Annotated in this window: 21 protein-coding genes and 3 pseudogenes; 11 read left to right on the plus strand and 13 right to left on the minus strand. The window is 68.2% G+C overall.

Translation table 11 applies throughout. The features are described from left to right. Positions 1-453 precede the first annotated feature (453 nt). Positions 454-1638: a zinc-dependent alcohol dehydrogenase gene (locus ACWGDX_RS36240; RefSeq protein WP_453632639.1), complete on the plus strand. Its 1185-nt coding sequence runs from the start codon at positions 454-456 to the stop codon at positions 1636-1638. A 65-nt stretch (positions 1639-1703) separates the two neighbouring features. Next, a complete protein-coding gene (locus ACWGDX_RS36245; protein WP_453632641.1) occupies positions 1704-2306 on the plus strand; it encodes a flavodoxin family protein in 603 nt (200 codons plus the stop codon). 95 nt (positions 2307-2401) lie between these two features. Here ACWGDX_RS36245 and ACWGDX_RS36250 read toward each other — a convergent pair whose 3' ends face one another. The 4 genes and pseudogenes from ACWGDX_RS36250 to ACWGDX_RS36265 all read right to left on the minus strand — a co-directional run. After that, complete coding sequence (locus tag ACWGDX_RS36250) at positions 2402-4681, minus strand: catalase (RefSeq protein WP_453632643.1); 2280 nt, start codon at positions 4679-4681, stop codon at positions 2402-2404. A 199-nt stretch (positions 4682-4880) separates the two neighbouring features. Then, positions 4881-6683: a thiamine pyrophosphate-requiring protein gene (locus ACWGDX_RS36255; RefSeq protein WP_453632645.1), complete on the minus strand. Its 1803-nt coding sequence runs from the start codon at positions 6681-6683 to the stop codon at positions 4881-4883. A gap of 364 nt (positions 6684-7047) precedes the next feature. After that, a pseudogene (locus tag ACWGDX_RS36260) lies at positions 7048-7272 on the minus strand (DUF6766 family protein); the annotation flags it as partial. Beyond that, positions 7273-7913, minus strand: a pseudogene (locus tag ACWGDX_RS36265) (IS5 family transposase); the annotation flags it as partial. Between the two features lie 780 nt (positions 7914-8693). Between ACWGDX_RS36265 and ACWGDX_RS36270 the strand changes: the two are divergent. Together ACWGDX_RS36270 and ACWGDX_RS36275 are read left to right on the plus strand one after the other, a co-directional pair. Beyond that, positions 8694-9107 carry a hypothetical protein gene (locus ACWGDX_RS36270; RefSeq protein WP_453632646.1) on the plus strand — a complete coding sequence of 138 codons (414 nt, stop codon included), beginning with the start codon at positions 8694-8696 and terminating at the stop codon, positions 9105-9107. A 691-nt stretch (positions 9108-9798) separates the two neighbouring features. Beyond that, positions 9799-10299 (plus strand): hypothetical protein, encoded by a 501-nt coding sequence (locus ACWGDX_RS36275; RefSeq protein WP_453632647.1) that lies wholly within the window; start codon positions 9799-9801, stop codon positions 10297-10299. 757 nt (positions 10300-11056) lie between these two features. Here ACWGDX_RS36275 and ACWGDX_RS36280 read toward each other — a convergent pair. The 4 genes from ACWGDX_RS36280 to ACWGDX_RS36295 all read right to left on the minus strand — a co-directional run bounded on the left by ACWGDX_RS36280 (position 11057) and on the right by ACWGDX_RS36295 (position 14557). Next, positions 11057-11413 carry an STAS domain-containing protein gene (locus tag ACWGDX_RS36280; protein ID WP_453632649.1) on the minus strand — a complete coding sequence of 119 codons (357 nt, stop codon included), beginning with the start codon at positions 11411-11413 and terminating at the stop codon, positions 11057-11059. Next, positions 11410-12723 carry a SpoIIE family protein phosphatase gene (locus ACWGDX_RS36285; RefSeq protein ID WP_453632673.1) on the minus strand — a complete coding sequence of 438 codons (1314 nt, stop codon included), beginning with the start codon at positions 12721-12723 and terminating at the stop codon, positions 11410-11412. Before ACWGDX_RS36285 ends, ACWGDX_RS36280 begins: the two co-directional genes overlap by 4 nt. Next, positions 12723-13532: an alpha/beta fold hydrolase gene (locus ACWGDX_RS36290; RefSeq protein WP_453632675.1), complete on the minus strand. Its 810-nt coding sequence runs from the start codon at positions 13530-13532 to the stop codon at positions 12723-12725. The genes ACWGDX_RS36285 and ACWGDX_RS36290 overlap by 1 nt, the downstream gene beginning before the upstream one ends. A gap of 221 nt (positions 13533-13753) precedes the next feature. After that, positions 13754-14557, minus strand: coding sequence for a response regulator (locus tag ACWGDX_RS36295; protein WP_453632651.1), 804 nt, complete (start codon positions 14555-14557; stop codon positions 13754-13756). Between the two features lie 109 nt (positions 14558-14666). On the opposite strand from ACWGDX_RS36295, the gene ACWGDX_RS36300 reads away from it, so the two are divergent. The 5 genes and pseudogenes from ACWGDX_RS36300 (at position 14667) to ACWGDX_RS36320 (ending at position 18310) form a co-directional block, all read left to right on the plus strand. Continuing rightward, a complete protein-coding gene (locus tag ACWGDX_RS36300; protein WP_453632653.1) occupies positions 14667-16241 on the plus strand; it encodes a sensor histidine kinase in 1575 nt (524 codons plus the stop codon). A 358-nt stretch (positions 16242-16599) separates the two neighbouring features. Next, positions 16600-16776, plus strand: a pseudogene (locus tag ACWGDX_RS36305) (EamA family transporter); the annotation flags it as partial. A 469-nt stretch (positions 16777-17245) separates the two neighbouring features. Beyond that, complete coding sequence (locus ACWGDX_RS36310) at positions 17246-17605, plus strand: alpha/beta fold hydrolase (protein ID WP_453632677.1); 360 nt, start codon at positions 17246-17248, stop codon at positions 17603-17605. Then, on the plus strand, positions 17568-17906 hold the full coding sequence (locus ACWGDX_RS36315) for an alpha/beta fold hydrolase (protein ID WP_453632655.1): 339 nt from the start codon (positions 17568-17570) through the stop codon (positions 17904-17906). Before ACWGDX_RS36310 ends, ACWGDX_RS36315 begins: the two co-directional genes overlap by 38 nt. 29 nt (positions 17907-17935) lie before the next feature. Further along, positions 17936-18310 carry a DoxX family protein gene (locus tag ACWGDX_RS36320; RefSeq protein WP_453632657.1) on the plus strand — a complete coding sequence of 125 codons (375 nt, stop codon included), beginning with the start codon at positions 17936-17938 and terminating at the stop codon, positions 18308-18310. 49 nt (positions 18311-18359) lie between these two features. Here the strand turns inward: ACWGDX_RS36320 and ACWGDX_RS36325 are convergent, their stop codons facing one another. Continuing rightward, positions 18360-18896, minus strand: a complete 537-nt coding sequence (locus ACWGDX_RS36325; protein ID WP_453632659.1) for a MarR family winged helix-turn-helix transcriptional regulator — start codon at positions 18894-18896, stop codon at positions 18360-18362. Positions 18897-19045: 149 nt separating this feature from the next. Here ACWGDX_RS36325 and ACWGDX_RS36330 point away from each other — a divergent pair, with 149 nt between their 5' ends. Next, positions 19046-19528, plus strand: coding sequence for a cupin domain-containing protein (locus ACWGDX_RS36330; protein WP_453632661.1), 483 nt, complete (start codon positions 19046-19048; stop codon positions 19526-19528). A gap of 189 nt (positions 19529-19717) precedes the next feature. After that, positions 19718-20296 (plus strand): alpha/beta fold hydrolase, encoded by a 579-nt coding sequence (locus tag ACWGDX_RS36335; RefSeq protein WP_453632663.1) that lies wholly within the window; start codon positions 19718-19720, stop codon positions 20294-20296. Positions 20297-20792: 496 nt separating this feature from the next. Here the strand turns inward: ACWGDX_RS36335 and ACWGDX_RS36340 are convergent, their stop codons facing one another. The 4 genes from ACWGDX_RS36340 to ACWGDX_RS36355 are packed head-to-tail and all read right to left on the minus strand — an operon-like array spanning position 20793 to position 25559. Next, positions 20793-21692 (minus strand): anchored repeat-type ABC transporter permease subunit, encoded by a 900-nt coding sequence (locus tag ACWGDX_RS36340; RefSeq protein ID WP_453632665.1) that lies wholly within the window; start codon positions 21690-21692, stop codon positions 20793-20795. Then, positions 21689-22444, minus strand: a complete 756-nt coding sequence (locus ACWGDX_RS36345) for an anchored repeat-type ABC transporter ATP-binding subunit (RefSeq protein WP_453632667.1) — start codon at positions 22442-22444, stop codon at positions 21689-21691. Before ACWGDX_RS36345 ends, ACWGDX_RS36340 begins: the two co-directional genes overlap by 4 nt. Next, positions 22441-24021 (minus strand): TIGR03773 family transporter-associated surface protein, encoded by a 1581-nt coding sequence (locus ACWGDX_RS36350; RefSeq protein WP_453632669.1) that lies wholly within the window; start codon positions 24019-24021, stop codon positions 22441-22443. Before ACWGDX_RS36350 ends, ACWGDX_RS36345 begins: the two co-directional genes overlap by 4 nt. Next, on the minus strand, positions 24018-25559 hold the full coding sequence (locus ACWGDX_RS36355; protein ID WP_453632671.1) for an anchored repeat ABC transporter, substrate-binding protein: 1542 nt from the start codon (positions 25557-25559) through the stop codon (positions 24018-24020). The genes ACWGDX_RS36350 and ACWGDX_RS36355 overlap by 4 nt, the downstream gene beginning before the upstream one ends. Between the last annotated feature and the right edge of the window lie 107 nt (positions 25560-25666).

A 25666-nucleotide genomic window follows, 5' to 3' on the forward strand; every position in this document is an offset into this window, starting at 1 on the left:
GGACGCCACCGTGTTCCTGGAGAACCGGCTGGGCGCCCGCCTGCTCGACGCCTGGCGGACCGGCCGCTCCGCCCTGCGGGCCACCTGACCCGCGGACAGCCCGTCCTGGACCAGCGGCGGTAGTCGCCGTCACCACGAGGACCCTCACCGGCTCCGAAGACCAGATCTTTGAAGCTGTCGACCTGCTCGAGGACGCTTCGAAGCGGGGCAGACGTACGACGTTGGCTGCGCGACGACGGAGACGTCGACGCGCGCGTAAGGACCTAGGTCCTGTCCGGTCGATCTTGGTGGATCAGGCCGGACAGGGCCTGGGCCGAGGCGAGGCGGGCATGCGAAGGGGACGTCGGCCGGTGGAGGCGCCTCCGTTCTGCGCCTGATGGCGGAGTGTCGCAAGGTGGAGAGGGGTCCGGCACCGCCCGGCATGTGGTGGAAGACGACTTTCAGGGAGCGAAGATGAGGGCTCTGACCTGGCACGGTAATCGTGATGTGCGGGTGGACACGGTTCCCGATCCGAAGATCGTGGACCCGACCGACATCATCGTACGCATCACCTCGACGGGCATCTGCGGCTCGGATCTGCACCTTTACGAGGTCCTCGGTCCCTATCTCGACCCCGGAGACATCTTGGGGCACGAACCGATGGGCATCGTCGAGGAGACCGGGCCCGAGGTCACTGCGGTGTCGGCGGGGGACCGGGTGGTGGTGCCGTTCAACGTCTCCTGCGGTACCTGCTGGATGTGCGGGCAGGGACTCCACTCCCAGTGCGAGACCACGCAGGTCAACGACCGGGGAATGGGGGCCTCGCTCTTCGGCTTCTCCAAGCTCTACGGCCAGGTGCCCGGCGGCCAGGCAGAACTGCTGCGGGTCCCGTTCGGCAACACGCTGCCGGTCAAGGTGGAGCACGGGCCACCCGATCAGCGGTTCCTCTACCTCTCCGACGTCCTGCCCACCGCGTGGCAGTCCGTCGTCTACGCTGACATCCCGCCGGGCGGCAGCGTCACCGTGCTCGGACTCGGCCCGATCGGCGACATGGCGGCCCGTATCGCCCTTCACCATGGCGCAAGCAAAGTCATCGGCGTCGATCTGGTACCTGAGCGGCTCGCCAGGGCCCGGGACAGGGGCGTACACACCATCGATCTGAATGAACACGGCAAGGACGTCGGTTACGAGATCCGCCGGCTCACCGACGGACGCGGCACCGACGCCGTGATCGAGGCCGTCGGGATGGAAGCGCACGGCGCGCCCCTTACCAAGGCCACACAGCGTTTTGTCGGTCTGCTGCCCGACGCGCTCGGCGAGAAGATGATGGGCCGCGCCGGCGTGGACAGCATGGTGGCCTTCAACACCGCTGTCGACGCCGTCCGGCGCGGCGGCACGGTCTCGGTCATCGGCGTCTACGGAGGCGCCGTCGACCCCGTCCCGATGCTTACCATGTTCGACAAGCAGATCCAGTTGCGCATGGGGCAGGCGAACGTCAAATGCTGGATCGACGACATCCTGCCGCTCCTCAACGATGAAGACGTCCTCGGCGTGGACGGCTTCGCCACGCACACGCTGCCCCTGGAGGAAGGGCCACAGGCTTACAAAGCCTTCCAGGCCAAGAGCGACGGCATGGTCAAAACCGTCCTGACTCCCTGACCCGACCCCGGCAGGCACTCCCGGCGCCGTATTGATCTCCCCACTCCCCAGCCTCAGGAGCGTTCATGACTCGTGCCGTCGCCCTCGTCTGCACCCTGACCCCGTCCCCCGAAAACTCCAGCAGCCACCTCCTCGCCGAGCAGGTGATGACCGAACTGACCGCTCTCGGAGTCGAGGGAGAGGTCCTGCGCGTCACCGACTACGACATCCGACCTGGAATCGCCCGCGACATGGGCGAGGGAGACGACTGGCCCGGCCTGCGCGAGAAGGTGATGGCGGCCGACATCCTTCTCCTCTCCACCCCCATCTGGCTCGGCCACCCCTCCAGTCTGTGCCAGCGTGTACTGGAACGTCTGAACGCCGACATCTCCGAGACCGACGAACAGGGGAGGCAGCTGACCTACGGCAAGGTCGCCGTCACCGCTGTTGTCGGCAACGAGGACGGCGCTCACAAGGTGAGCGCCGACCTGTTCCAGGGTCTGAACGACCTCGGCTTCACCCTCTCCCCCGGGGCCGTCACGTACTGGGTGGGAGAAGCGCAGCACGGCACCGACTACCAGGACCTGGACGAGACGCCGCCGGGCACCGCTGCAACAACCCGCACTCTCGCTGTCAACGCCGCCCACCTCGCGCGGGCCCTGGCCGAGGCGCCCTATCCACCAAGCTGAGCGGAAGGGGACGGGCGGTCCGGACGCATGCCCTGGAGGAACACGGTCGGCCCTCGACACGCTGCGCCGAAGGCCGCCTCCGCTGTACGGACGTGTCAGATGCCGACCGGGAACCGTTCCCACACACGGTGGTGGCCGAGCAGGCGTGTGATCTGCTCCAGTGTGCCGGCGCCGTCGGAGCCTCGCACCACGCCGGGGGCGTCCGCGGGGATTCCCGCGGTGTCGAGGACCGATTCGGCGCCGGCCCAGCCGCCGATGGCCTTTCCGTGCCGGAATGCTTCCGTGAGCATCAGCAGGACGCGGGGATCGGTCGCCCTGCCGTTGGCCGGTGTGCCGTTGCCGGCCTTCGCGTCCCGGGCACCGTAGGCGTCGGCGCCGGGGCCCGGCACGCCGGCCAGCAGAAGGGCGTCGTACTCGACGGAGCGGGTGGTGGCGTAGGTGCGCTGGACGGCGATCGGTTCGCCCTCCGAGTCGAGTTTGCCGCCGGCCGGTGCGATCACCAGCGGGACCATCCCCGCCTCCAGCATCGCCCGGCGGACGGCGCGTACACCATCGAGATCCCCGTTCTCGTCGGTGACGATGCCGACCACGCGTCCATCCAGGGGCCAGGTCCGGCCGAGCTGGGACAGGGCAGGACTGGGTTCGGGCGCCAGCAGCGTCACGGTGGCCTCCGGGGCGGGAAGGCCGAGTCCGGCGGCGACCTGTCCGCACAGTTCGGGGTCGATGTTGGCGAGGGTCTTCAGCGCCCGTTCCTTGATCGCCTGCTCGTAGCACTTGTTCAGCTCGAAGGTGTAGGCAGCGATGATGTGCTCGCGCTCCACCGGCGTCATGCTGAGCCAGAACAGCCGGGGCTGGCTGAAATGGTCGGAGAAGGAGGCCGGCGCCTCACGCACCTTCTTCGCCGCCGGCAGTGCGAGGGGCACCTCGATGTACGCGCCCGTCGCGGCGTCCGCCTGGAACGGGCAGCCGCCGTCGAGGGAGTTCGGCCGATACGGAGCGGCTCCGCGGTGTACGGCCGTCTGGTGCATCCCGTCGCGGAGCATGTCGTTCACGGGCGCATGAGTACGGTTGACCGGGATCTGGGCGAAGTTGGGACCGCCGAGCCGGCTGATCTGGGTGTCCAGATAGGAGAAGAGCCGTCCGGTGAGCAGCGGGTCGTCGGTGATGTCGATACCCGGGACGAGATGGCCGGGGTGGAAGGCGACCTGCTCGGTCTCAGCGAAATAGTTTGACGGGTTCGCGTTGAGGGTCAGCAGTCCGATCGGGCGGACGGGAGCGAGTTCCTCGGGGACGATATTCGTCGGGTCGAGCAGTTCGATGCCCTCGAAGGTCTGCTCGGCGTTGTCGGGGAAGGTCTGGACACCCAGCTCCCACTGCGGGAAGGCGCCGGCCTCGATGGCGTCAGCGAGGTCGCGGCGATGGAAGTCCGGGTCCATGCCGTTGATGATCTGCGCTTCCTCCCACACCAGCGAGTGCACACCCAGCCGGGGCTTCCAGTGGAACTTCACCAGTGTGGTCGCGCCCTTGGCGTTGACCAGCCGGAATGTGTGGATGCCGAAGCCCTCCATCATGCGGAAGGAACGGGGGATGCCCCGGTCGGACATGTTCCACAGGGTGTGATGGGTGGCCTCGGTGTGCAGGGTGACGAAGTCCCAGAAGGTGTCGTGCGCGCTCTGTGCCTGCGGGATCTCCCGGTCCGGGTGGGGTTTGCCGGCGTGGATGACATCGGGGAACTTGATGGCGTCCTGGATGAAGAACACCGGGATGTTGTTGCCCACCAGGTCGAAGGTGCCTTCGGCGGTGTAGAACTTTGTCGCGAAGCCACGCGTGTCCCTCACGGTGTCCGCCGAACCGCGCGAGCCCAGCACCGTCGAGAACCGTACGAAGACCGGCGTCTCGACGCCCTCGGCGAGAAAGGCGGCCTTGGTGATCCCGCCCGCCGTGCCGTATCCCTGGAAGATTCCGTGGGCGGCGGCCCCACGGGCGTGGACCACCCGCTCCGGGATGCGCTCGTGGTCGAAGTGGGTGATCTTCTCCCGCAGATGGTGGTCCTGGAGCAGTACGGGACCGCGGGCACCCGCCTTGAGGGAGTGATCGGTGTCGTAGAGCCGGGCTCCCTGAGCCGTGGTCAGGTACTCGCCCGCCTGGGCCACGGCCGCGGGGTCCGTGCCGGTTTTCTGTCCGGTGGGACCGACCGTCGCCGGGCCGCTCTGGTCGGGCTTGGGCGGCAGCGGCTCCCGGGGCTCCACGGGCTCCGCGACCGACGGCGACTCAGGCCCCGGCTTTCCGGGAATGCCCTCCGCCGGACCGGTGTCACGGCGCAGCGCCTCGGCCATTTTGTCGGCGGCGGATTTCAACGGGTTCTTGCCGGTCATCGTTTCTCCAACCGTGGGGGGACGTCACAGCCATGACCTCCACGGCGTCCTCCGAAACGAGCCGTCCGTACGTCAGAACCGCGCCGTATCCGCAGGGCCCGGTACGTACCGCGCCAGGACCGGCCGCAAGGCCCCGCAGGCCCGTACCGGCCGGTCGGACGAGACACCCTCTCGGCCCATCGCGGCCCCGTGGTGACAGTCAGCCTTCCTCCCGTCGGCGGTGGCCGGGCAGCATCTCCTGGACCTTCGCCTTCAGCCCCTGCTTGATCATTCCGCCGCTGTCCGAGTCCCCCTTGAGGATGGCGGAGGCGGCTGCCTCGATCTGGTCGAGTGTGGCGTGGGGCGGGATCGGCGGTACGGCCGGATCGGTGCGGAAGTCGATGACGAAGGGACGGTCGGCCGTCAGCGCCTGCTGCCACGCGGCCTCCACGTCCCCCGGCTTCTCGACCCGTACTCCGCCGAGGCCGATGGAGCGGGCGAAGTCGGCGTACGGCACGTCCGGGATCGCCTGCGAGGGCAGGAACTGCGGAGCGCCGGACATGGCGCGCATCTCCCAGGTGACCTGGTTGAGGTCCTGGTTGTTGAGTACGGCCACGATCAGCCGCGGGTCGTCCCACTCCCGCCAGTACTTGCCGACGGTGATCAGTTCGGCCATGCCGTTCATCTGCATGGCTCCGTCACCCACGAGCGCCATGGCGGGCCGGCCGGGGTGGGCGAACTTCGCGCCGATGACATAGGGCACCCCGGGGCCCATGGTGGCGAGGGTGCCGGAGAGCGATCCGCGCATCGTGCCGCGCATCCGCAGGTGCCGGGCGTACCAGTTGGCCGCGGAGCCGGAATCCGCCGCGAGGATCACATCGGCGGGCAGGAGCGCGTCCAGGGCGTGGACGACATACTCCGGGTTGATGGGGTCGGCGTCCACGGCGGCCCGGCGCTCCATCACCTCCCACCAGCGCCCGGTGTCCTTCTCGATCTTCTTGCGCCACGCACCGTGCTTCTTCCGCCTCAGCCGCGGCAGCAGGGCCCGGAGCGTCTCAGAGGCATCCCCCACGAGGTTGACCTCGAAGGGATAGCGCAGTCCGGCCATGAAGGGATCGATCTCGATCTGCACGGCCCGCGCCTGGCCGTACTCCGGCAGGAACTGGCTGTAGGGGAAGCTGGATCCCACGACGAGCAGGGTGTCGCAGTCACGCATCAGCTCGTAGGAGGGCCGCGTGCCCAGTAGTCCGATCGCCCCGGTCACATACGGCAGTTCGTCGGAGAGCACGTCCTTGCCCAGCAGCGCCTTGGCCACCCCGGCGCCGAGCGCCTCGGCGAGTTCCTCGACCTCGGCACGCGCGCCGCGAGCGCCCTGTCCGATCAGAACGGCGACCTTCTCGCCCGCGTTGAGCACCTCCGCCGCCCGGGAGATGTCGTCAGGCGCCGGCACCGGAGCGTACGAGGAGACGCCCAGGCTGGAGGGAACCATCTTGAACTCGTGCGTCGGCGGTGTGTAGTCGAGTTCCTGCACATCGGCCGGGACGATGACCGCCGTCACCGTCCTCCTGGCGTGCGCGGTGCGCAGAGCCCGGTCAATGACGTTGGGGAGTTGCTCGGGGACGGTCACCATCTCGCAGAAGTCGGAGGCGACATCCTTGTAGAGGCTCAGTAGGTCGACTTCCTGCTGGTACGAGCCGCCCAGGGCGCTGCGGTTGGTCTGGCCGACGATCGCCACCACGGGAACGTGATCGAGCTTGGCGTCGTACAGGCCGTTCAGCAGATGGATCGCGCCGGGACCCGAGGTCGCCGCGCACACCCCGGTCCTCCCCGAGAACTTCGCGTACCCGACCGCCTCGAACGCGGCCATCTCCTCATGCCGGGCCTGCACGAACCTGGGCCGGTCCTCGGCCCGTCCCCAGGCGGCGAGCAGGCCGTTGATGCCGTCACCCGGATAGGCGAAGACATGATCAACCCCCCAGTCCCGCAGCCGCTGAAGAAGGTAGTCGGACACTTTGATCGACATGGGACCTCTTTCCCGCGCTGTATCGGACGCCCCGCCCGTCGGAGCCTCGCCCCCGCCCTCGCCCGGCTCTGGAACGCGTTCCCGGGGAGCGAGTCGGCTAACGCCGCACCGGTGAACTTTGGGCCGGATGGTCAACCTGACGTCTCACCAGGGCGGCGAAAGGCAAGGGATTCGGGGAACTCGGCAATCTGGTCCCCGTCACCCGCACCGGCCACGCCCTTTGGCCATCAGCCGGTTCTGTGGGCAGGCCGGCTCCCACGGAATGCCGGGATACGAAGATACGAAGAGGGCATGTCCCGCGGTCAGGGACTGAGCCGTCCCGCACCCGGTCGGTCACCGCACAAGAGGGCTCGGCTCATTCCGCTCATCCCTCGACACCGGTGGCGGAGTGCGGTGCTCCGACAGGCTTGGACTCCGGGGAACCGCGCTGGCGCAGGTATACCGAGAGGATGGCCATCGAGGCGACGGCCAGGAGCTCGGACTGCCAGTTCTGCAGGCTGCGGCTCCAGAAGTCCGCGGACACGATGTACTGCGTCCAGCCGATGGGGGTCTGGAGCTGTCTGAGCTGCTGCTCGTTGTAGGCGGCGACGATGCCTTTGCGGGCGATGCGGACTCCGATGTGTTTTCCGCGGAGCCATTTACGCAGGTCAGGTACGTCGTATGCTTTGTCCGCGTGCAGCTTGCCGGGCTTGTAGTGCCAGCCGTTTTCGGGGTCGTGTCTCGTTCGGAGACCGGCCACCATGGGTTTCAGTCCGTGGCTGTCGTGGGTGTTGGCGGCGGAGACGCCGACGACGAGGGGCAGTCCGGCCGCGTCCGACAGGACATGCATCTTGGAACCGGGCTTACCCCGGTCCACGGGGCTCGGACCAGTGAGTTCGCCCCCTTTTTGGCCCGGACGTGCGCGGAATCGAGGACCACGCGGGAAAGGTCGAGCAGCCCGCACTCGTCGATCCTGTCGATGACGGCCTCGTGCAGCCGTCCCCACACCCCCGCTCTGGACCAGATCACGAACCGGTGGTGAGCGGTCGACTTCGAGATCCCGAAGCACGGCGGCAACGCCCGCCAGGCACAACCACTCACCAGCACGTAGATGATCGCGGCGAACAGCGTCTCATCAGGCGTGTCCTGTGTCCCACCGCCCTGCGGCCGCACCTTCGACGGCGGGATCAACGGCTCCGCGATCTCCCAAAGGCCGTCCGGAACAATCCAACTCCACACACCCCGCCCCATACACAACTCAACGAGCCATCGCCACATAGGACACGGTCTTAGTGACTCCTCGATGTCGAGCAGCCGCCGGGGGACCGCAGACCGGTGCGTCGCCAGATACGTCATGCGTACGCCGCACCCGGAGAAACCGTGACAGGCCAGCCGTCGCCACCCACCGTCACGATCGCTATCCCCACCAGAGGCCAGCCCTTCGGAGTCGCCCGGCTACGTCCAGTACACGGGCGATTCTCCGCCTTGCGATGCACCGCACCGGACGCCCCGGCCTGATCCACGAAGATCGACCGGACGGGATACACCGGCAAGGAGCCCGACCGAGGCGGTACCCCGGCCCCCCTTGCCGTCGGCGCCGCCGATGCCCTTTCGAACCCGGTGAGGAAGACACCGCGCTCTCTCCCACTCCCTTGTCCCACGGCGCTATCGGGCCCGGCAACCGCCCGGAATTCGCCTGGCAGGGCCTGAGCAGGCCGGATCACCGTCGAGGGGCGCGGTTCGCGAGACGGCTGGACGCTGTCTGCCGACTGGCTTCCGGGCCGCGCGGACGAATGCGTCCGTGGAGGGAACGGCCGATCCCCTCGGCCAGGCCTGGGCGGGTCCGTGCCCGGGAGGCCAGTCACGCGAACTGCGACGACGGTGGCCCGGATGCGGCCGATCCCCCCTCGGGGGAAGGTAGGAAGAGAGGGGGCACATCGAGCTACCGGCTGGAGCACGAGCCAGGTCCCGCCTGAAACGCGGTGGGAATCGGCGTTCTCGGGAGACCCGCCACCGACACGAGGTGTAGCCATGCTGATCATCGGGATTCTGCTGATGGCGGCGGCCGCCGCTTTCACAGCGCTGCTCATCGCATTCAACCTCTCTGGAGGACCCGACTACGCGGTGACCTTGTTCAGCAGCCACCCGTTCACCATCAACGCGCTGAGTGCCTTTCTCAGCGGAATCGCCCTGACCTTGATCTTCGGTCTCGGACTGTGGCTCATGGTGGGCGGCGCGGCCCTTATCGCTCACCGGAGCAAGAAGCGGCGTCTTGCGCGCCACGCCGTGACCGAGCGCGATGAACTCAGGGGCCAACTCGACGACGCCCGTTACGATCGGCCCCCGGCCAATTCCCCGGGCCGAGGCGCCACTCCGCTTTCCGGGCCGGACTCGTCGCCTCGTCGAGGTGCACGCCGCTTCCATCTTCCCAGGCACGGACACTGACAGCGCTCCACACCATGAGGCGGATCGCTCTGCCCCCGCACCGGTCTGCTCAACATCAGCGGTCTGCCCCCGCCCCGCACCGGTCCGCTTGACATCTGTCCGGCCGGCGACCGCGACATCTGCTGAGCCCTTCAATGGCGGCTGACGGCGCGGAAACAGAGCGAGACCGCATGCTGCGGCAAGCTGTGCGAGACCTTCCACCGGGCCGTGATCCGTCCACCCCTGGATCGCGCGACGGCCACCGACGAAACCGAACCCGAAGCTGGCCGTCCCGCACTCCGGGGCGGCAGGGGTTGGCGTTCTTCTTCTGGTGTTTCGCCCGGAAAGTATTCCAGCGTAGGGGCAGCTGCGTGGCGGTTTCCAGGACAGGTTGTCGATGCCCTGGACGGTGGCGATGAATCGTCGGGACCGGGTTTGGCCACGTAGGTGTCGGCCTGTTTCCGGTTAGGCATCCTGGGGCGTTGTCCGAGACCGGCGCAGCGCCCAGGACCTCGCCCAGGGCCGGGAGCACCTGTACCGGAACCGGTCCGGAGGGTCTGTGTCAAGTCCGCTCGGGATAGCAGAACTTACCTAAATCCCTTCAGGTGAAAAGCGCTTCATTATACGTCAGGTTCGGTACCTTCAGTGCGGACCCGTGCACTGCGGGTAACCGCTTCGGCGGCCATGAATGGGAGTTGACGTGGTCAGACGTGTGTTGGGAATTGCCCTGACGGCCGCCCTCGCGGTCACAGGGATGGTCGCGGCGCCGGCACAGGCGATCATCATCAACCCTCCCTGCCCCATCGACAGTGACACCTGCGGCGGCGGGGGTGACGGCGGCGGTGGTGGCGGTGGCGGGACGACGCCCTCGTACGTTCTGCAGGGCGTCATTCAGCAGCAGGGCTACGATTCCAACGCCAACGGGCGCCGGGTGAACATCCGTGGATACTCCCGGCTCGCGGACTCCGGCAACGACCGGGTCGATGCCGACTTCATCGAGGTCCGGTGCAACGCCTACGACGCCCTCGGCGGTTACACGACTTCCTACGACTCCGAGAACAACGGCGCGCTCGTCGACGTCCACTTCTCCTCCAACTTCGTCTACGGCATCGGTCCGTACCGCACCATCACCGTGCAGTGCACCCATCACGCGACCAAGAACGGCATCTCCTACGACACGATCAGCAGCACCCAGATCGCCATCCCCGAATAGCACGCTCGGACACCGGTAAGGCAGACCAACGGCGCACCCCTACCGCATAAGGTCGATCGAGTATCTCGGCCCCATGGGGTTCCGGGTGGTGTGAAGCACCACCCGGAACCCCATCTGCTTGCCGTCGACCGCCACCGGCGTGGCGGACAGTGCATTTGTTGTATTTCCGCGGTTCTGGTGGGGCCGAACCACCGCAGCAGCCCGCGGGCGGCGGCGCGCCTGAGGCCAGTGGCAAGAGAATGCCGGCCCAGTGGGCTGCCCAGCTGCGGCCGCGCGTGCCACGGCGGGCGAGCCTGGCCTGTCCAGGACGCCGCCCGGCCGCAGCTCTGCACCTGCTCTGGTGCGCCCGGGCGAAAGGCGTCCAGTACGGTGGGCGGGGCCTCATACCAGACGGGCGGGCGGCAGCGGCCTCCGGTGCTCGACGGTGCAGCCGAGTGGCCGGGTGACCGCGGTTCATCAGGCGCTGCCGCGAACTGGGTAAATACGGATTCGCGCGCCTGGTAGGGCCCTGGATCGAACGGTCGTGGCCAACCGGGGTCGGACGGAATCAATCTGGCCCGCCGACACGATGACCCAGCCGGCCCCGCCCCGCTCAAGACCAGGAACCTGAATGTCCCGGGTGGGTAAGTGTCTTCGACGCTTCGCAGTTCGCGCGGGGCCTGTGGCCGCCGCGGGTGCCGGGCGCGGCGGTGGCCGACGACGGTCTGGGCGACGGGTCACGGACGGAGGCACCGGGATCAGGCGCGGGAGTATCGGGTCAGTGAGACTTCGATGTCCACTGGTCGGTGGCGTCCTGGCTGGTGGGGTAGGTGGGCAAGACCTTTGTGAGGCCGGTGATGTCGAAGACGCGTGCGACGGTCGTGGGGACGGCAGCCAGGGCGATGTGCGCCTCGTGGCTGAGGGCGTGGTTGCGTGCGGCGACGAGGAGGTTGATGCCGGAGGAGTCGCAGAAGATGAGGGCGCTCAGGTCGATGATGAGGAGCTGGCCGGGCTCGGGGGTGAGGGCGAGGAGGACTTCGCGGGCCTGGGGGGCGGTGTGGTAGTCGAGTTCGCCGGTGATCTCCAGGATGGGGCCGGTCGGAGTGGAGCGGACGGTGGTGCTCAGCTCGGTCACTGCTTCGGCTCTCGGATCGGGTGCAGGACGCTGAGGGCCAGCAGGGCGGTGTCGTCGTCCACACCGCTGCCCAGCGTGTCGAGAAGGTCTTCCAGGGCGGTGATCGTAGCGGGCGCGGTGGTGGGCGCCAGCCGGCTGGCGAAGTCCAGGAGAGCGTCGTCGCCGTAGCGGCCCTCGCCGTTGCCGTGCTTGGTGTGGGCTTCGGTGAGGCCGTCGGTGTACAGCAGCACGGTGTCGCCGGGGTCCAAACGCACTGTGGTGGTGGTGATGTGGGCGTCGGGGATGACGCCGATGAGCTGGCCGCCGGGGGTGGGCAGGTGGCGGGCGGTGCCGTCGGCGCGTAGCAGGATCGCCGGGGGGTGGCCGCCGGCGGCGAGGGTGAGGCGGAAGGTGCTGTCGCTCTGGTCGGTTGCGGGGGTCAGGATGCCGAACAGGACGGTGCAAAAGCGTGGGTCGGATCCGCGGTACTCGTGAGTGAGGACGGTGTTGAGGTTGGTGAGGACGGTGGCGGGGTCGGGGTCGTAGACGGCTGCGGCGCGCAGGGTGTATCGGGCCAGCGAGGTGACGGCGGCCGCCGCGGCGCCCTTGCCGCATACGTCGCCCAGGAACAGGCCCCAGGTACCGCGGGCGAGAGGGAACAGGTCGTAGAAGTCGCCGCCGACCTCGTCGATCGAGGCGATGTGGTAAGAGGCGGCGACCTCCAGGCCGGGCGGGGCGGTCAGGGAGGGCGGGAGCAGGGTGCGCTGCAGGGTGGTGGCCAGGCGCTGGAGCCGCGCCCGTTCGGCCTCTACAGTCCGGTGGGCCTCCTCGGCGGCGTGGCGGGCCTGGTCGGCTTCCTGGCGGGCGCGGAGCAGTTCGTTCTCGTAGGCGCGGCGGTCGCGGGCGTCGAAGAGGGTGGTGCGGATCAGCAGGGGCTGGCCGTCGGCGCTGGTTTTGACGGTGGAGGTGACCAGGACGGGCAGGCGGGTGCCGTCGGCGGCCTTGAGTTCGAGGGCGATGCCGCCGGTCTCGCCTTGCATGCTGAGCAGCGGGGCGAAGTGTGTCTCGTGGTAGAGGCGGCCGCCGACGGTGAGGAGGTCGATGAAGCGCTTGCGGCCCACCAGGTCTTCGCGGCGGTAGCCGAGCCAGGTCAGCAGGGTGGTGTTGACCTTGGCGATCTGTCCGTCCATGAGGGTGGACAGATAGCCGCAGGGGGCGTTCTCGTACAGGTCCACGGCGCTGTCCTCCAGCATGGTGGAGAACCGTGCCGCCTCGTCGTCCGCGGGGGCGGGCCCGCATCCGTGCGGTTGCTCGTCGCCGGTCTTGACCATCACCTGTGTTGCCTCACGAACGTGCCGATCGCCTCGGCGGTGGCCTCGGGTGCGCTGAGCTGCGGGCAGTGGCCGGTGGCGGTGAGGGTGACCAGCTGACTGCCGGGGATGCGGGCGTGCACGAACGCGCCGACCTCGGGCGGGGCGATGGCGTCGCGGGAGCACTGCGCGATCAGGGTCGGTACCCCGACCTTGGCCAGGTCGGCGCGGTTGTCGGAACGGAAGGTGGTGTGCGCGAAGACACGGGCGATGGCCGGGTCGGTGCGGCAGAAACTGTTGGTCAGCTCCTCTCCGAGCTCGGGGCGCTCGGGATTGCCCATGATGACCGGGGCCACTGCTCCCGACCACCCCAGGTAGTTGGAGTCCAGCGACTCCAGCAGCTCGTCGATGTCATCGCCGCTGAACCCGCCCCGGTACCCGGTCGCGGGATCGTCCACGTAGCACGGAGAAGGGGTGAGCAGCACCAGCCCGGAGAACAGGTCCGGCTCGCGCACCGCAGCCAGCACTCCGACCATCGAGCTGACCGAGTGCCCGACGAACGTGACCGGACCTGGCTCCAGAGCGCGCAGCAGTTGCAGGACGTCGTCCGCGTATCCGTCCAGACTCGAATACCGCTCCGCGCTCCATGCCCCGAGATCCGAGCGCCCGGCTCCGACGTGATCGAACAGGACCACTGTGAAGTCCTCGGCCAGTGACGGCACCACCAGGCGCCACATGTTCTGGTCACACCCGAAGCCGTGCGCCAGCACCACCACCGGTCCGCTGGCACGACCGGTCACTACCACGTGGTTCCTGCTCATGACATCCATAGGGCCCATCCGCCCCTCCACCTCCTCCGGTCCGGGATATGCGCCCGGCGGGCTTCGGGCCGTATGCCGGCCTTCGCGCCGCCGCCCTCTCAAAATGACCGGCTGTGCCCGTTCTCCGAGAGGTTCGGGCAGGCGCGGGCCGAGGTCTCCGGTTCGTAGAGCATCGCCCGGAACTTCTGTGCTGCGGAGGCGCTCATGAGGATGCGCCTGGGGTACTTCTTTCAGTTGCGGGGTGGCTGGGTGGCGGTCTCCAGGAAGAAGTTGTCGATGCCCTGGACGGCGGCGATGAATTCGTCGAGGTTGACGGGTTTGGCCACGTAGGCGTTGGCGTGCTTCCGGTAAGCGTCCTGGACGTCGTCCGGAGCGGCGGAGGTGGTGAGAACCACGACGGGGATGCTCCCCAAGGATGCGTCGTTCTTGAGGACGGCGAGCAGTTCCCGGCCGTTCATGCGGGGCATGTTCAGATCCAGGACGATGAGGTCGGGGCGCGGCCTGGCCGGGTCGCGGAGATATTCCAGAGCGGCGATACCGTCGGTGACCTGGTTGATCGTGCGGGCCATACCGCGTTCGACCAACGCGTCTTCGATGAGCATGGCGTCGGCCGGGTCGTCCTCGACGAGGAGAACCCCGTAGCTGAGGTCGGTGGTGAAAGCGTTCATGGTGGGGCTCCCGGGCTTGGGCGTGGGTAGGGGGCGGGTGGCGGGTCGTGCGGTGAAGACCAGTCCGGGCCAGCGCCGTCGGGCGCCTTGACGGCTGATGCCCCACGCGTCGCCGAGCTGTGGGTAGGTGGCGCCGGCCCGTGCCGCCGCCTCCGCCTCGACGTGGGCGCAGTGGGCGACGGCGCGGTTGAGATAGGCGAGGACGCGCAGTCGCCCGAGCGGGTCGCTTCTCGTCGTCGGCGGGTCCCCGGTCACCGCCGCGGTGCCGCTCCGTCCCGCCAGGCGGTGCGTCAGCTCCGTCACCGCCCTCTGCGCGAGCGTGGTCATCTCGTCGTACTCAGGGGAATCGGTCAGGTCAGCACCCATGCGCGCACTGTAGCGCGCACACCTTCCATGACAACTGTTGTTGTCATGGAAGGGTACGCTGTCGGGCGGCCCGGCCATCGACCGGGCCCCGTGACGAGGAGACTCCGCCGTGCGCAGTCAGAGCCGGGACCACACCGCCCCAACCGCCGGGACCGCGAAGCCCGGCCGACTGTCGGGCTGGACGACACGCCGGTGGCTGGCAGTCTGCACAGCACTGGCCCTGGCCGTCCTGCTCGGGCTCATTCTGTGCGGGGCATGGATCTTCGCACGCTCCACCGCGATCAACAACCGGCTCGTCGACCGTTCCACACCGGCCCTGATCGCCTCGGTGCGGCTGGAGAGCGCGCTGATCAACCAGGAGACCGGAATACGCGGCTACGGAATGACCGCCCGCCCCGAATTCCTCCAGCCCTACCGTGACGGCATAGCACAGGAGCAGGCAGCGGAGCGGGAACTGCGCACGCTCGCCCAGGACGACACCGGCCGACGAGACCTCGCTAAGGTGCGCCAACGGGCGGAGAAGTGGCAGTCGCGGATCGCCAGACCCGTCGCATCGGCCTCCTCCCCGGTCCCTCTGGCCAGGGAACGGGCCGAAGAAGGCAAACGGCTCTTCGACTCGCTCCGTGCGGCGATGTCCGCCCAGCAGCGGCATCTGGAGAGCGAGCGCGCCGCGGCACGCGCCGACCTGCTAGACGCGCGAGCACTGCGCAACTGGACCTTCACCGCCATTGCCGCCGTCATCCTGGGCCTGGCCGGCTCCGTCTTCATCGGCCTGCGCCGTGGTGTGACCGACCATCTGGACCGGCTGTCGGCCGACATACGCACCGTCGCCGCGGGCGACTTCGCCCACCGCGTCACCGGCTCGGGGCCGGCGGACCTCCGCCTGCTCGCCGCGGACGTCGACGCCATGCGCACCAGACTCGCCGACGAACTCGCCTTCCGTGACAGAACACAGACCGCGCTCGCCGCGCAGGCAACCGAACTGCGCCGGTCCAACGCCGAACTCGAACAGTTCGCCTACGTCGCCTCCCACGACCTCCAGGAACCACTGCGGAAGGTCGCCAGCTTCTGCCAGCTCCTGCAACGCCGCTACAGCGAGCGCCTGGACGACCGCGCCAACCAGTACATCGCCTTCGCCGTCGACGGCGCCAACCGCATGCAGGGCCTCATCAACGACCTCCTCAACTACTCCCGCGTCGGACGGCTACAGACCGAGCACGTACCCGTCGATCTGGCGGAGATCCTCAGGCGCGCCAAGTACTCCCTCACCACAGCGATCGAGGAATCGGGAGCGCTCATCACCCATGACATCCTGCCCATGCTCCCGGGCGAGCGCACTCAGCTCAGCATGCTGTTCCAGAACCTCCTCTCCAACGCCATCAAGTTCCAATCTCCCGACCAGCCGCCACGCATCCACATCACCGCCGAGCGCACCGACGGCGCCTGGAGCTTCTCCGTCACCGACAACGGCATCGGCATCGAGGCCGAGTTCGCCGAACGTGTCTTCGTGATGTTCCAGCGCCTGCACACACGCGAGCAGTACGCGGGCAACGGCATCGGCCTTGCCCTGTGCAAGAAGATCGTCGAGTACCACGGCGGCACTATCACCATCGACACCGCCCACACGCCCGGCACCCGCATCGTCTTCACCCTCCCCGGCACCGAGGACACCGGCGAGAACTGACCACGCGGCGCCCTTGGCCTCACTCCGGAAGGACCCTCATCCACATCCGGCCTCCGTTCCGCAGGACCGCCGCCGACTTGGCCGAACTTCTTCGTGACCTGGTTGACCAACCTCTCACGGACGCGACCGCAAGCGTTCTAACTGCGCACATGGCAGCTGATCGCGCGTTCGGCCCGGACACGCTCTGGACCCAGTACATCGACGCCACCGCTGCCCCGCTCCGCTCCGCGCCGAGGGGCACGAGAGCCGGAGTGGATGGGTGCTTTCGCCTCGAAGTTGCAGGAAGCATCCAGGTGGACATTGCCTCTCTGGAGCGATCAGGTCATGCACGGCGAGTTCTTCTGCTGGGGGAAGCCATCTCGTCGTGGCCGCCTTCTTCTGCAACGCGCTGCCGTTCTTTCTGTTCAGCGTCGGTGAACAGACCGTCGACTCCGGCGTAGCCGGCGTTCTCAACGCCACAACTCCCTTGTGGTCCTTCGCGATCGGTATCGACGATCGACACGGTGAAGCCGTTGGCGCGCAGCGCTGCGGCGGCGCTCTGGAGGTCAGTCTCCGGCGCGGGCCGGGCGAAGGACTCGTCTACAGGGAGGACGTCGGGGATGGACTGCTGGTCGGTCATGGCGGAGCACAGAGCCTTTCGTGGCTGACCGGGCCGGGGCGAGCGCCCCATCCCGGCACTTGGGTAGCTAGTTACATAGTAGCTGGCGTGTTGATGGCTAGATGTATGGTAGCTGGGAAGCTTGATGATGCAAGCGAGTCATTGAGCGTGAACGACTTACCTCGCGCCAACTGGCACCCTACTATCCAGATATCTAGCAACTAGATACTCAATGTCTAGCGAGGCTCTGATAGGGGAGGCGCATGTGCTTGTAGGGGGTACCGCCTTCCGGGCAGCGCAGGCGGAGGTGAACGGCACGCGCCTGCACTACGTAGCGGGCTGCGAAGGGGACCTGCTGTTACTACTGCCGGGATGGTCGCGGACCTGGTGGCAGTTCCAGAAGGTCATGCCGTCGCTGGCCCAGCACCGCCGGGTGGTCGCTGTTGACCTGCGCGGCATGGGCGGGTCCGCCAAGCCGGATGGTGGATATGAGAAGAAGGCGATGGTCGGCGATATTGCCGCACTGATTGACCACCTCGGCCATGGGTGGGCGGACGTGGTCGGCGAGGACGTCGGGGCGATGGTCGCGCAGAGCCTGGCCGTGCACCATTCGCAGGTCGTCCGGAGAGTCGTGCTGGGCGAAGGGGTGCATCCTGAGCCTTCTCTGGCCCAGTTGCCCCTGCTCCCGGGCGACGGAACGGCTCCTCGCGGGCCGCTTCCGTCTCGTTATGGATCGCTTGGCCCGTCTCCTGGCTGCGGACCCTGACACCATCGACGAAGAGAGCCGCACCCGGTACGCGACTGCCTACAACCAGCCAAGTGCCGTTCGGGCAGCGAACGGCTGGTACCAGGCGTTACGTAACGACGCTGCTGATTCCCGGACTCATCCGACCATCACCGCGCCGCTGCTCATGCTGAGCGCCCAGGGGACGGCCCCATTCTTCATGTCAGCGCTCGGCGAGGCTGTCTTCGCGCCCACCTTCGTGACGATCCCGGGTGCGGGCCACTGCCTCGGCGAGGAGCGGCCGACGGACTTCGCCCGGATCGTCACCGATTTCCTGACCTGAACCATCGTGGACAAGCGAAAAGTGGTCATATGAACATCTCTTTGTGGATCGTCGCCTCGCTCCTGGCTGCACTCCTCCTGTCTGCGGGACTGGGAAAGCTGCTGCAGTCCAAGGAGAAGATCGTCCAGTCCTCGGGCGCCTGGGCTGCCAGCTTCTCGCCCGGGATCTTGCGCGCGCTCGGCCTGCTGGAAGTACTCGGCGCCATCGGGCTGACCCTGCCGGCCGCCGTCGGTGTGGCACCTGTGCTCGTGCCGGTTGCGGCATGCGGTGTAGCTGTGCTGATGGCCGACGCGGCAATGATTCACGCGCGGCGTGCGGAGTGGGGCAATGTGGCTCTCAATGCCGTGCTGCTGGTGGTGGCCGCAGTGGTGGCGTGGGGGCGATTCGGCCCCCACGCCTTCTGATGCCGCCGTGACCCTGGCGCGCTGCCACCAGGGTCACGGCGGGCAGTCATCAGGCGCTCTGCGCGATCGCCGCGCAGGCAGGGGATGGTGCGACCTCGGGATCGATGAGGGTCGCGAAGTCCGCAAGCGACTCGAGGCCGTCCAGTCCCAGCGTGGTGATCACACGTTCCTGGAGGGCGTCGGCGAGCGTTAGGGCTGCCTTTGTCGCAGTGGTGCGGCCTTGAGGGGTCAGAGCCGCCCGCGTTACGCGTCGGTCCGTCGGGTGTGGACGCCGCTCCATCAGCCCGGCCTCGCAGAGACGGTCGGCAACCTTGGTCGTGCCGGCCGTGGTGAAACCGAGTGTCCGTGACAGCTCGCTCATCGGGGCAGCCTGGCCCGGTGCCAGCAGCAGGAACCACAGAACCTGAAACGAGGATGGAGCAAGCCCGGTGGAGTGATGCACATCCTTCAGAACCTGCTCACTCAAGCGGCGCAGCCCTGACTGCAGACTGTCCCACTGTCTCAACAGAGCGACCTGCTCATCGGAGGGGCAGACTCCCGCGCCATCCCCTTCTGCCGATGCGCCCTCGGCCGCGTTCGCCACCATAACCGGCTCCTCTCGCTACGTGACGGCCGACCTGCTCGGCCACCCTCAGTATATCAACTCCAGTTACTATCTCTCCAGCTATCTATCAACTGGATAGCTAATTGTGCGGTGCACCATTACCTCGCTCTTGAAAGAAGATGCCCGCTGACATGACCTTCACGATCCCGGTCCCCGACCCGCGCGATCCCCGCTGGGCACGCCGCGGCGGAATCCTCGTCCGCGATTCCGAGGGCACCATGCGCTGGGGAGCTGGCGACACGTGCACCATCAAACTGACCGCCGGACAGACCGGCGGCTCCCTCGGCTTCATTGAGGCGTCCGTCCCGCCCGGCGCGGGTCCCGAGGCCCACGCGCACGGCACCGAGGACGAGACGTTCTATCTGCTCGACGGTGAGCTCGAATTCCTCAACGGCGACGAGATCATCTCCGCCGGACCGGGCGACCTCGTTTTTATTCCGCACGGCAACCGCCACCGTTTCAAGAACATCAGCGACCGCACAGCGAGAATGATCTTTTTCTTCGCTCCCGGCGGCGTCGAGAACTTTTTGTTGCCGCCGGTGACGAACCCCGCCCTGGTGAAGAAGCACCCATTCCGGATCCGGAACACTATGAGGCCATTAGGGGTCTCATAGAAAAGTACAACATCACCCAGCTCCCCGAAGGGCGATGAAAATCCCTCATTCCGAGGAGACCCGATCATGCTGATCGAGGACACGCCATTCGAGCAGGGGCTGGGCTGACGTTAATGGCACCCGGCTTCACTACGCCACAGGCGGCTCCGGCACGCCCCTGGTGCTCCTGCCCGGCTGGCCGCGCGCCTGGTGGCAATTTTGCAAGGTCATGCCACAGCTCGCCGCCACTACCGAGTGATCGCTGTCGACCTGCGCGGCATGGGGGACTCCGCCAAGCCGGACGACGGTTACGACAAGAAGACGATGGCCCGTGACATCCACGAACTGCTGCGCTCGCTGGGCCACGAACAGGCCAATATCGCGGGCGACGACATCGGTGCCATGGTGGCTCACGCCTTCGTCGCCCGCCACCCGCGGGCCGCGCGTAAAGTCGCCCTCTGTGAAGGAGTCCACCCCAGCTCCTACATCGACGCCATGCAGCTTGTCCCCCGCCCGAGCGGCTCCTCATCCTGGTGGTGCGCCTTCAACCAACTCGACGGCCTCCCCGAACAACTCTTGGCCGACCGTTACCACCACGTCATCGACCACGTCACCCAGCAGCTCGCCCACGCCCCGGTGCCATCGACGACGAGAGCCGTGCCCACTACGCCGCCGCATACGAACAACCCGGCGCGGTCCGTGCGGCCAACGGCTGGTATCAGGCCATCTGTCAAGACATGGCCGACGCCAAGAAATTCCCCGACATCGACGTGCCGGTCCCTGCCCTGACATCAAGCCACAACGCCTAGTTCGCAACACTAGCCGCTATAGAAGCGAACCGTCTGTGTCCGACGTGAGGCGGCAGTGGGCGCAGATTCCTGTGAGTTCCACGGTGTGCTCAATCTCCGTGAAGCTGGTGACGGCGTCCGGTACACCGTGGTCAGACCGATGGTGACACCGCCCTTTCCAGCGCCGTGCGCAATTCCTGGGCGGAGGCGAAGCCGTGGCAGTCGTGCAGCGCGTTCAGGATGGCGATCCGCTGCCTGGTCGAACGCCAGGGCGGTAGTGGCTGTGCGGGCGACGAGTTGTGCAACACCCACCTCCCGTGGCGCGGGGGCCGGTCGGCCGCGTCGAGTTGACTGAACGTGATGTTCCGGACCACGTGGTGCGCATGGGCCGGAAAGCCCCCGCCCGTGGGGAGCGGGAGCCCAGGCCGTCGATCGCCGTTCGCCTCACGCGCGAAAGGTCGTACGGCTCCGGTGTCCACGGCGTGGGCGGGCCGCTCTCATGCGGAGACCATCCGGTCCGCGGACGTCCGGGGGGTCTCGGCGCGCCGTCGCCGAGCTCGCGCCAGCGGGCCGTGCCGGGGTGCCAGGCACCAGGTGAGGGCGAACAGGGCGGTCAGAACGCACACGATGGAGCCGCCGGCCGCGAGGTCGTACGTGTACGACATGTACAGGCCGGCAAGTGCCCCGGTGCCGCCGAGCAGCGAGGCCAGCAGGGTCATGGCCCACAGCCGGTCGGTCAGCATGCGGGCGGCGGCGGCCGGTGTGATGAGCAGGGAGAGGACAAGGATGTTGCCGACCGCCTCCAGGGACAGCACGATCGTGGCGGTCACGACCGTGTAGAGGATCAGGTCGAGCCGCAGGACGGGCAGTCCGGCCGCCCGTGCCGTTTCGCGGTCGAGGCTGACCGCGACGAGTTCTTTGCTCAGCAGCAGCACGACCGTCACCAGGACCGTGCCGGCGCCCGCCGCTTTCCACACGTCCTCCGGGCCGACCGCGAGCACCTGCCCGAACAGGAAGGACGACAGGTCGGTGGACCAGCCGTCCTGTGTGGACACCAGCACGATGCCCACCCCGAAGGCGCAGGAGAAGAAGACTCCGATGACGGTGTCCTCCTTCAGCCGGCGGTTCTGCGAGACGAGCGCGATGAGGAGGGAGGTGGTGAGGCCGGCGAGTGCTCCGCCGAGGAGCAGGTTGCCGTGGAAGGCGTAGGCGAGGGCGACCCCGGGGAACGCCGAGTGGGACACGGCCTCGCCGATGAAGGCCATGCCGCGCAGTACTACGTAGACACCCACGACGCCGCACACCAGTCCGGTGATCATGGCGACCGCGAACGCCCTTTGCATGAAGGGGAGGTGCCAGGGGTCGGTCAGGAAGCCCACGAGGTCCAGGGAGGTCACGCGGCGGCTCCGATCGCGCTGTCCAGACCGAACGCCCGCAGCATCTGCGCAGGATCGGCGAGCAGTTCGGGGCCGCCCTCGGCGACGATCGTACGGTTGAGCAGCGCAACCCGGGTACAGGTGCGGGCGGCCGCCGCCAGATCATGGGTGGTCATCAGCAGGCCCTTGCCGTCGGCGGCCAGACGGCCGAAGAGGCCGTTCAGAAGCTCCTGTGTAGGCGCGTCCAGACCCGTGAACGGCTCATCGAGGAGCAGCAGTTGAGGATCGACCGCCAGCGCGCGGGCGACCAGCACCCGCTGCCGCTGTCCGCCGGACAGTTCCCCGATGGGTCGTCGGCGCATATCGGCGAGGCCGACGAGCTCCAGCGCCGCGTCGACGGCCGTCCGGTCGGCGGGCCCGGGCCGCCGCAGCCAGCCGATGGAGCGAGTACGGCCGGACAGCACCGCACCCGCGATGTCGACGGGGAAGTCCCAGGCGAATTCGTGGCGCTGCGGCACGTATCCGACGAGGTGCCGGGCGCGTGACGGGGGCAGGCCGTCGATCAGGGCGTCGCCGCCGGAGAGCGGGACCAGGCCGAGGACGGCACGCAGCAGGGTGGTCTTGCCCGCGCCGTTCGGGCCGAGCAGGCCCAGCAGGTCGCCCCGGTGCAGCGCCAGCCGGGCGTCCTGGACGGCGGGCCGACCGCCGAGCGAGACGCTCATGTCATGGACCTGGAGCAGCGGCGGCGGCTGTTCCGCGGTGGCCTGCTTCACGCGGGCTTCCTCCCGGCCGTACGGGCGGCGTCAGCGGTACGAGCCCCGCGCCGGCGCGTGGCGACGACGAAGGCGGCCCCGAGTGCGGCAAGCGCGGCGGCGGCGCCCATCAGCACGGTGTTCCCGGCGCCGGTCGCGGCCATCGACCCGTCACTCTTCGCCGAGCCGCCGGACGGCACGCCGCTGTCGGAGGCCGGGCCGGTGCCCGGGGTGCTGTCGTCGCCGCCGTCCGCGCCGGATCCCGGCCCGCTGCCCGATCCGTCGCCGGGCTCGACTGCGGACGGGTCCTGGTCGCCCACGACGAAGGTCACGGTCTCGGTGTCGCTCACAGCCCGACCGTCAGCGAGCGTGCCGCTCATCGTGAACGTCAGCTTGTAAGTGCCTTCCTTCGTGAAGGCCCAGCCGCCGTGAGCGTGTGTGTTCGCAGGCACGTCGATGGAATCCGGGACCCCGTCCTTGCTGTTGAACAGCACGTTCGCGCCGGACATCGCGTCGTACGTGTAGAGGGCGTACGCCCCTGGGCCCGTCACCTTCGTCAACGAGAACGTCACGCCACCCTTGGCAGCTCCCGCCTTGATGTTGTCGGTGGACCAGCCGGGCCACAGAAGGCCCTCCTGCTGCACCTGGTCGAGCAGCCAGACGGGGTCGCCCGCCTTGCCGAGGAAGGCGAAGGCGTCGCCGTCCGGAAGCCTGTTCTTCGCCGGGGGCTTCACGTGCAGCACCACGGAAGAAGGCTCTCGCCAGGTGGTTTTCCCGGAGACGGTTCCGTCCTTGATGTGGATCTGCAGTGTCCCGTCCACGACACGGGCGGCGAAGTCGATGTGGCCTTCATCGAGGACTTTCGGGGTGGATACGGCCGCGGCCCGCGAGGAGACCGCGACAGACGCGGGTTTCCCTGCCGTCGGGGCGATCAGATTCCGCGTCCGGGGTGCGGCCGGGGCCGCGTCATCGGCCGGGGTCACCTTGCCGTCAGCCGGAATCTCGGCCGGAGCGGCGTGCGGCGGCCGGGCCGTTCCGCTCGCCCCCGGGTTCGCCTCGTCCCCGACCAGGATCGTGTACACGGTCCCGACGGACAGGTGCCGCCCGTCGAGCGCCGTGGCCTCGGCGGTGAAGACGGCCTGGTACGTGCCCTCGGCGGTGAACTCCCATCGGGTGGAACCCCGCTGTCCCGCGGGCAGTTCGTAACCGTCGGGCAGCCCGTCCGCGCTGTCGAACAGCGGCGCTTCCCGCTCGCCGTCCCCGTGCACCCGCAGCTCGCCCGGCCCGTCGAGCCCCGTCAGCGACCACCGCACGGTGTCCTGGTCCACGGCGTCGGCGGCTATGCCGGTGGTGTCCCAGCCCGGCGCCGGAGCGTCCGTCAGTCCCAAGTCGTCGATCGCGATGACATGCGGGGCCGTACCGTCCGCATCCTCGACGGCGTCGAGGCTCAGCACCCCGTCCGTGTAGGTGATCCGGCCCCATCCCGGCCGGCTGCCGCCGTCGGCCGCAGCAGCAGCGGCCCCACTGCCCGCGAGGGTGGCCGCAAGCGCCACCGCCACGGCGATCCGTTCCCTGTGTGACTTCCGCGTGACCCTCATCGGGCTTCCTCCCCAAGGCACTTCGCGAGTTCGTTCGCGTTGTGCCGCATCATCGATACATAGCCGTCGACGTGTTCGTCGAACGAGTCGCCGTAGATCGTGCAGACACCGACCCCTTGGTCCTGGGCGACCCGGCGCAGCACGTCCGAGCGGGCCGCGAGGTTCGGTTCCAGGAACACCGACGGGACCCGCTTCTCACGGATCGTGGTGCCGAGTTCCTCGATCTGGGCGGCGCTCGGCTCCCGGTTGGGCACGGGCACAACGAAGCCCGCGACCTCCATGCCGTACGCCTTGGCGAGGTAGCCGAAGGCGTCGTGCGTGGTGATGAGCTTCCGGTTGCGCTCGGGAATGGTCGCGAGCTTCTCCGCGACCTCCGCGTCCAGCTCCCCAAGGGCCTTCAGATACGACTCGGCGTTCGTCTTGTACGTGGCCTTCCCCGCCGGATCGGCCTTGATCAGTTCGGCCTCGATCCGCCGGACGTACGCCTGGGTGTTGGCCACGTCCTCCCAGGCGTGCGGGTCCAGGTCACCGTGTACGTGCTTGCCGATGACGGCCTGCGGCAGCACCCACAGGTCCGCGCCCGGCTCGCCGAGGAAGCCGTACGCCTCTTCCTTGGGCACCTCTTCCTTGGCCCGGTCGGGTACGTTGAGGACGACACCGTCGGCCGCGAGACGCGTGCGCGCCCCGCTCTTCTCGTCGTCGGCGCGTATGTAGACCTTCCCGGTCTCCGCGTTCAGCGTGAGGTCCGCGTGGCCGGCGTCCAGCAGGGAGGCTCCCGCCGGTCTGGCGGTGGCGTCACCGACGCGGAAGGTAAAGGTCCCGCTGCCGGTGTCCTCGCTCTTCCCGTCGAGCGTCTCGGTCCGCCCCTGGATGGTCAGCCGGTACGTACCGGGCTCGCTGAACGCCCAGTTGACGTGGGTGTGCGCCTCGGGCGGCAGGGCGAAGGAGTCCTTGGCGTCGAGGCCGTCGGCGGAGTCGACGTACACCTGCGGTCTGCCGAGCGTGTCGGTGAGGTAGACACGCAGATCGCCCGGACCATCCACCTTCGTGGCGGTCGTACTGACCTGGGAGCCGTCGCCGGCGACCTCGCCCTCGACGGCCCAGCCGAGCCAGAGGACATCGAGCCCGAGGTCCTCCTCCAGTTTCATGACGGTGCCGCCGTACTGCTCCAGCTTCTCGGCGATCTCGATCTTCGGCGCCGACTTGGGCGCGTTGTTGTGGACCATCTTCATGATCCCGGGTTCTTCGAGCAGCAGTCCGTTCCCGAACACGACGTCGGCCTCCGTGACCTTGGCCGCGTCGCCGGGGCTGGGCTCGTAGGAGTGCGGGTCGCCGTTGGTCGGCACGACCGAGGTGACGTCGACGCGGTCGCCGCCCACCTGCTCGACCAGGTCCGCGACGATCGCGGTGGTCGTCGACACCGTCAACGCGGCGTCGGACGAACCGGCCCGGGGGCCGCTGCATCCGGCCGCCGCCGTGGCGAGCAGCGCGCAGGCGGCGGCGAGCACCGTGGTGGTGCGTCTGGCGTGGCCCCGCATGGGGGGCTCCTTCCTTCTCTGATGCCCCCTGGTCACCAGGGGCACGACGAAGCCGCGTCCTGCGAGTTCCTCCGGATGAACGCCTGGCCGCCGAGGCCCACGACGGC

Source organism: Streptomyces sp. NPDC055025, from assembly GCF_053608565.1.